This window comes from Nocardiopsis sp. NPDC058631, assembly GCF_042716955.1.
In the GTDB taxonomy this organism is placed as follows: domain Bacteria; phylum Actinomycetota; class Actinomycetes; order Streptosporangiales; family Streptosporangiaceae; genus Nocardiopsis.
Map to the genome: position 1 here is coordinate 1 of NZ_JBHXQY010000161.1, position 8,527 is coordinate 8,527.

Annotated in this window: 1 protein-coding gene; it reads left to right on the top strand. The window is 71.4% G+C overall.

Going from position 1 to position 8,527, the window contains the following annotated elements; all coding sequences use genetic code 11:
* A partial coding sequence (locus ACFWTE_RS29115) for a hypothetical protein (protein WP_378783126.1) occupies window positions 1-8,527 on the top strand: 8,527 nt, incomplete at both ends.

Sequence of the window (8,527 nt, forward strand, 5' to 3'; positions counted from 1 at the left end):
TGTGCGAGCGGGGGCCGCGGACGCCATCAGGGACGCCGCACAGGCTGAGGCCGACGCCCGCGCGGCCCGCACCGCCGCAGACCTCGCGGCCCAGGCGGCGGCGAACGCCGCCCGACCCTCCCCCGGCGGGCAGACGGCGCCGGGTACGACCGGTACGTCCAACCCGTCCCGCGGCGAGGGGTCGGGCGGCACCGGTCCCCGGGGGACGACGAACACCCGGGAGGAGACCGCTCGCCGGACCGCGGAGGACGCGCGATCGAGGGCCCAGGAGGCCCGGCAGACCGCCCGCGAAGCGGCGGAACGCGCGGCCCGGGCCACCGAGGACGCAAATCAGCTGGCCCAGCGGGCACAGAACCTGCGCGACAGGGCGGACACCACCGCGCAGACGGCTCAGGAGGCCGCCGATCGCGCGGAGGAGGCGCGGGAGCTCGCCCAGGACGCACGGGACACCGCCGATGGCACCGTGACCGCCGCCGACAACGCCGCCGCCGATGCCCGTCGCGCACACCAGGATGCGCAGCAGGCCGCCCAGAAGGCGGAGGCCGCGGCCGAGCGTGCCGCCGAGGCCGCGGAGACCGCCCGGGAGGCCCGCGACGACGCCGAGGCCCTCGCCGACAGCGCCAGGAAGCGCGCCGAAAGCGTACGGAAGCTGCTGGAGAGGATCCCGGCGGCCGTGGAACCGGGGAGGACCTCGTCCGGGGGCAACGACGGCGACCGCTCCGACGGCGGCGACCAGGGCGGCAGCGACCGGTCGGGCGACAGGGGCGGCTCCGACACCAGGCGCGGCACCGGGGGCGGGGGCCGGGGCCGCGGAACGGACGGGGACGGCCGGGGCGGTCGGGGCGGTCGGGGCGGCCACGACATCGTGGCCTTCCCCATGACCGAGGTCCCGGTCCGGACGGGGGACCCCTCCCCGCAGGCCGCGGCGGACAGGTTGGCCGACGCCATCCGGCTCGGGGAGCTGGCCTCGGCCAGCATCAAGGACGCGATCAGCGGCTACCAGCGCGCCCAGGACCTGGTCAACCAGACCAGGGAGGCCGAGAGCCGGGGCCGCCCCGACGCCCAGGATCTGCGCGCCCAGGCCTTCGAGGCCCAGCGCGAGGCCAACGAGGCCTACCGCACCTACGACCACCTCGCCCAGAGGCAGGCCGACCTGCTGCGCCCCCAGGGCCCGACCACCGTCATGGCCGTCCTGGAGACCACGGGCGGGACCAGCCGCGACCCCGGCCCCGTCCCCCTCGGCGGGGGCGACGGGGACATCCGGCTCGGCCCCCTCGGCACCGACTCCCCCGTCACGCGCGACGGTGGCCCGGTCGACAACCGGAACACCACCGGGACCGAGAGCAACAGGGACCCGAGCCGGAGCAACCAGGAGGGAACCCCGCTTGAAGGCGCACCGCCGCCCCGGCCGCTCCCGCCCCTCACCTACGACGGCGGCTTCGTGCCGGACCGGAGCGGTCAGAGCTACGACCTGGGCTACCTGACCACGTCCACCGTCCTCGGACCGCACATGCTCTTCACCGAGCACCTGCCCGGGTTCGTCCACGACGTCCTGAACGGCACACCGGGCATGCCCGACCCCGCGCGGCAGAAGATCGTGGACAGCGTGGTCGACACCCTCAACAAGGAAGGTCCCCGCCCCTTCCTGCGCGAGGGCGGGCACACCGTCAGCACCACCCACGACGGGCAGACCTGGAGCGCCGACATCGATCTGCGCCCCGAGGACGGCGACTTCTACCACGTCGACCTGAAGCCTCTGAGCGGCGACGCGAAATCCCAGTTCCTCAGGCTCCACAGCGCCGGCTACGGGGTGGACTCCAGCGAGGCCGGGTCACACGACGGGGGCAAGACCGTCGGCGGCAAGTTCACGATGAGCCCCCTGTATGTGGCCAGCGCCGGCGGCAACGACGCCGGTCCGATCGTCTCCTTCGGCGTGCGCGGCACCATAGATTCCCGGAACATCAGCGGATCGGCCTCGACCAGCGCCAACTCCGCCAGCGGCATCGAACCGCTCGGTACCCCGAACCTCTACGTCGGCGACCTGCACATGAGGGCCTCCGTCACCAGCCCCGGCCTCACCGCCCCTCGCGTCCGGGAGGGGACCGCGTACAACGGGCTCGCCATGAACCTGCCGGGCGAGGTGGTCTCCTCCTCCGACGCACCCGTGCGCATCGAACCCGACAACGGACCGGCGGACACGAAGGGGCACCGCAAGCCGGTGAACCGGCCGTTCATCGGCACCGGCCACCCGCTCGAGATCACCCGCTTCTCCCCGGTCCCCCCGATGACCGGTGGGGAGACCACGGGAACCACCGGCGGCGACACCACGTCCGGCGACGGCGGGACCGACCGCAGCGGCGAAGGCGACCGCAGCGACGGCACCACCACGACGGGCGGCGGCCGGAAGGGCACCCTCGGCACCTGGCTCGCCGACCGCCTCCTGGGCCCCCGCCCCGGGGGGAACCCGGACAGCAGCCGCACCCCCTCCAAGAAGGAGCGGCGCGACAACCAGCGCCGTGAGGTCATCGAGTCCACCTTCGACAACGACCGGGTGCTGCAGTACCTGCCGCAGATGGTCAACAGTTCCGCACACATCCGGGTCCAGTTCTCCGAGAACTCCGTCCGGACCATGCAGATGTGGTCGGTGTCGACCGAGTACAACCGCAAGGACTACACCCTCGGCCTGGCCGACTTCGTGCACAGCAACACCATCGCCAAGAACGTCTCCTCCACCGTGAAGCACTCCACCATGTTCTCCGGTTCGGTCGGCGGCGGCTTCGGCATCTGGGTCGACCTGCCCAACGGCCAGAGCATCCGCCTCGACGTGCCCTCCGTGGAGTACTCGGCGACGTTCAAGAAGAGCACGGAGATCACCCTGAACACCTCGGGGACGAGCAGCCACGTCGTGCACGCCCCCTCCGGCCACGCCGCCTACGACGTCAAGCGCGACTTCTACGTCCAGCTCGACGGCGAGCCGGAGGCGCACCGCTTCGAGGGTGAGACCGTCGAGATGCTCACGGTCGAGGACGCCCGCCTGCTCAACGGTGAACTGCCCAAGACCCCGGCCCCGACCTCGACCTCGACCGACGGATCGGCCGCACCGCCCCGGCCCCCGTTCCCGAACCTCGCGGTGGACCGCCCCACGGACCTGAGCGGCGCCACCGTGCTCGGGTTCGGCCAGGCTTCCCCGGTCGCCCCGGCGAACAACGGTGGAACCACGGGCGCCACCGAGAACACCAACACCACGACCAGCACCACTGGAAACACAGAAACTGCAGACAACGGCAACACCAACGCCACGAACACGGCGGGCACCACCGAGAACAACGACACCGAGGGCGACACTCCGGACCCCCACGCACCCCAGGGCCCGTTCTACGACGACCTGGCGTACAGCCTGCTCAGCGCCATCTCCGAGAAGCACCCCGGCATGGTCATCCCGGACATGGCTCGGACCAGGAAGGACTACGCCGTCCGCCCCAGCCACATGGACCCGGACGCGGTCCGCAGCTTCCGCGAGCGCTGGGGTCTGCGCCGCAACGCGGGCGTGGCAAAGGAGAACACCCTCAAGGTCCTCAAGGCACTCTCCGAGTCCGGTGTCAAGAGCGGCGCGTCCGACCTGCCCCGCGACGGCATCCCGGTCCGCCTCCAGGAAACCGCCGTCATCGACCCGACGACGGTCCTCAAGGACAGGGGCCTGCGCCCCGACCACGTGACCTTGCGCGTCTACGGCGAGTTCGACCCCCTGGTGCACCAGTTCGACACGACCGCCAGCGGCGGCGCCCGGTTCGCGGGCTCGTCCGGCATCAGTGTCACGAAGGGGTCGGGGTTCACCAACTCGCTCAGCCTCAACGTCGGCGGCAGCGTGCGCGACGATGCCAACGGCGACGCACGCGGCGTCCCCGGGAAGCTGGGGAACTCGATGGTCGCGCTGCTCACCTCCTTGGGCTTCAGCAAGGAATCCGCCCAGGGCATCTCCCGCAACGCCGAGGAGACCATCCTGTTCACCGGGGACTCCGACGTGTGGACGTCCCGCGCCCGCTTCACCGCACGGCTGTTCGAGAACGACGACCTCGGGATGGCGCGCGACGGCAGGCCGCAGCGCGAACACGGCTCCCCGCTCCTGGGCGACGGGATGGAGACCCAGATGGTCCTCCTCACGCCCAAGATCTCCCCGACGGCCTCGGACTCCACGCGGTCGGACGCCTCCACGACCGACGACTGGCAAGCACTCCCGACCGAGCAGGTACGGGACATGCTCGCCCTGAAGCCCACCACCCCCGACGGTACGGCGAGCGACAACCGGGGAGGCCGGTGGACCGTCATCCGGGACGGGGCCGTGCACACCTGGGGGCGTCTGTTCGGCGGAGGAGCTGAGACCGCCAACCCTCCCCAGAACACCACCGCGCCTCTCGCGGTCACCACCACGGCCACGGGCACCGACAACGACCAAGCGGTCGTCCTGTCCCCACCGCCTCCCCCCGGCGACACCGCGAACACCACCGGAACGACGTCGCAGACCGCTCCCCCCGGAGTCGAGCGGAGCGGGGACGGCTCCCCGGACGACCAGCCCACGCAGGCCCCGCCGACCCTGGACCAGCTCCGTGCCCAGGGGCTGCACCGCACCGGCGGCATCATCGAGCACGTGAAAACCCATTTCGATACCGGGGACCGGGCCGTTCCCGGGCTGCTGGAGCAGATGTACCGGGCCTTCTCCGATACGCGCAGCGGGCTCCACGAGGGGTACGTGCGCAAGCGCGTGTCGCACCTCTCCCGGTCGCCGGGGAACAGTAAGCGGCTCGAAGACGCCATGTCGTCGGAGGTACTCGCCGCGGACAAGAGCCTGACCAGTCGGTCGGGCTCCCGCTCCCGCTACCAGATAAGCGGCGGCTTCCGGTCACCGCACGACGTCCGGGTGACCACCGCCACCAGGGCCGAGATGGACACCGTCACCTACTTCCGCCCCGTCGACGCCCAGATGCGGTGGGGCAGCAGCGGCGAGACGGTTCTGTCCACCATCTCCTCCCTGACCGGCAGCCTCGGACTCAAGTTCGGGGGGAGTGGGGCCCGCAACCCGAACCCGCCCTCCTCCGAGGGATCCCTTCCCAACGAGGCTGTCAGACCGATCCCGCTGGTCGGGCCCTCCCTCGCCCGCACGTTCTTCTCCCGCGGCACGTCACACACCCAGTCGACCTCGTTCTCGTCGTCGGTGCTGTTCATCCCGAACAACACCAAGGCGTACGCCTTCCGCGCCTCCGGTCGTATCACCCTGGCGATCGAGTTCTTGAAGAACTGGAGCATCGGACCCACTCTGAGCTGGAACACCCTGTTCCGCGGGATGACCCGTGAGGTTACGGACCTGGTCTCGGGCTACGTGCACTCCCGCGACGCCCAGGAGGAGGGGATGGTGATGGACCGGGCGACCCGCGAGGGCGACGCAGTGGTCCTGAGCCCCCAGCCGAACCCGGACAAGCCCGAGCACGCGCGGGTACGCCCGGGGTTCGAGAACAACGGTAGGCAGATCCAGCCCGCCGACCCCGAGGCCGCCGTCCAGGCCCTGGTGGACGCCCTCGCCTCGAACGGACTGGAGCTGACGCTCGGCAACGGCCGGGAGGCCCTGCTGAAGCAGGTGACCACGCACCTGGCCCAGAACCCGGACCCCACCGCTCCGCTGCCGGTCAAGGTCCGCGCGCTGGGGCCGGAGCCCACCCCGGACTCGGGGCCGCGGCCACAGCGTTCGAGCTCCACGGGGAAGCTCTACGTGCAACTGACCAGCAACCCGGAGGGCACCGACATCTCACACGTCGGCCAGTCCGGCTACTACATCGAGTCGCACACGTTGAAGAAGACCGACGCGAACTCGCAGAACCGGGGGACTTCAACGACGAAGAGCCTGGACGCCACAGGGCTGCAACCTACGCCCTATGCCCAGGACGACCAAGGGCCGGACGGGCAGCCGGGCGACCGCCCGCTGTTCATCTCGCCCGCCTTGGCCGCGTCCTCCTCCACCGGTGACGGGCGCTCCTCCGGGCAGTCCCAGGACGACGTCCACACCACAGAACTGCACCTGAACACCCCGTACGCGAGGGTCCGCGCGAACACGACCCTCGAACTGAAACTCACCCTCGACAAACCCGAGATCAGGGAGGACGGCAACCCGCGGCGCCCGACCTACACGGGCAAAGCGGGCAGCGGACGGGTCGACACGCTGTACGCGTTCGCGTACATGGACTTCGACCCCCCGGCGACGACCACCACGACCACCAGCGTCACGGAGGGCGGCACACAGGGAACCGGCACCGACCTGCTGTCGCCGCCACCCGCTCCGGCCGCCACCACATCCACGGACGGCATCGAATCCACCGGGACCGACCGGGACGCCCCCCCGGCCCCCGAGAGCGGCGACACCACCGGCACCACCGGAGAACGGACGGGAACCGGCACGACGCGGCGGCCCGGAGCCCCCATCTACGCGTCCTGGGCCGACGCTCTGCGCACGTGGGCCCGCAACGCGGGTCCCCGACCCGGCAACGACTCCGCCCTCGCACTGCCGGTCATGGTGCAGGACCACGGACAGGCCCTACGCGACCAGGCCAACATCGTCATCGCACGGTCCGTCGGTTGGAAACCGCCCGTCGACACCCCCGAGGGCGAGCACGCCGACGCGGCGCGGGCCTATCTCGCCGACGTCTACGGCATGGACCCGGTGTACAACGAGATCGACCGCAGCCTCAGCGACGAGGCCGTCAAGGCGCTGGACCAGTCGGCTTCACGCAACCCCGCGGGAGTGCAGTTCACGGACATCGACCGCATCGGCTGGAGCAGGCCCATGCCGAGCAATCACACCGAGTGGGGCGCCAAGGCCGTGGCGAGCAGCCGCGGAGCGAAGATCCTGGACACGCAGCCGGACGGCCAGGTCAGCGACTCCCGCGCCCGGCCCCGGACGAACACCGCCGGCCACTCCCACAGCACGAACACGGGCCTCGGAAGCGAGCTCCGCCCCGCCGGGCTGAGCACCGAGGCGGAGGGCATCCCCTACGACAGGCACGAGGGCATCTACACCGGTTCGGTGGGCCCGAGCAGCAGTTCGTCCCATGGGGCCGAATCAGGATCCAACCAAGCCGTCAAGGGCTACCAGGAGTCCGACAAGCTCCGCCAGGGGCCCGTCTACCTCATCGAACACGACGTCACCTACGCGTTCGCCGCGGGCAGCAAGCTCAAGGCGCCGGCCGCCTTCCACCGGAACGACCCGGCCGTGGCGCCGACCCCGCTCCACTCCCGGCCCACCCGCTGGATCGTGGACGACGTCACGATCCGGATGGCCAAGTGGTATTCGGAGTCCGACGCGATCGCGATGGGCTTCCTCACGCCGGACCAGGCCAAGGACATGGCCCCCTCCCTGAACCGGCTCAACCAGGCGCGGGAGGAGTTCAGCAAGGCGGAGGCCGCGTACGCCGACACCCGGGCCCCGTTGGAGGGCCTGGCCGAGAGGTACGCCGCCAACCCGCGCGACACGGGGGCCGAGGACGCCTACAACGCGCAGGAGGAGAAGTACGAGAAGGCACGGCAAGGCTTCGGCAAGCAGACCAAAGCCCTGGTCGAGACCGTGAAGAACACGCGCACCGCCCTGGGGGAAACCGGGCAGGGGACGGATGGCGGGACCGCTCCCCCCGGTCGCACGTCGGGCGGCGACGGAACCGGAGGGACCACGACCCGCACACTGCCCCCCGCCGACAACACCACGGCAACCGGCACCACGGCCACCATGGTCACCGGCAGTACCGACAACACCGGTGTCACTTCCGAAACCACCACGACCACCGGCGGTCCCCTGCCGAGCATCACCGTGACCCCGTCGGACCCCGCGCCCGCGGGACCGCGCCAGGAACTGGTCGACCGCTTCCGGTCGGAGCTGAACCTCGGTGTTCCGGAGTCCGGCACCCCCGCGCCGGACTCTGACGGCTTCGGGAATCCCCGGGACGGCCAGGACCAGAACACGGACACCGTGGACGCGCGGGTCGATCGCGCCTCCGACGCCGCGGACACCGCGGTCCAGGAGGCCCGTGACGCACGCGATGACGCGAACGGCCTCTCCACCACCCTGGACCGCGGCAGGGCCGACCTTCGGGACGGCCTCCGCCTCCTCACCGGCTCCGACAGCGCAGCACCCGCCACCGGAGCCGGAGGACGCGCACCCGCTCCCGGGACCGACGGCACCCCCTCGCCGGGGGCGGTACGGCAGGCACGGGACGCACGGGAAGCAGCGGACACCGCGCACGGCAGCGCCACCGCCGCCGACAACGACATCACCACCGCCCGCAACGGCGCCTTCGCCAGGATGCCCGAACCCGATCGCGACGCCTTCATCGAACGGGCCAAGACGGCCGCCTCCGATGCGGAGGACGCGGACACCTCCGCGTCCGACGCCCGGGACACCGCAGGCGAGCACGAGGACACCGTCGCCGAGATCGAGAACGACCTCGACGAGACCCCGCCGCGGTACCAGGAGCTCAGAACCGCCGTGGAC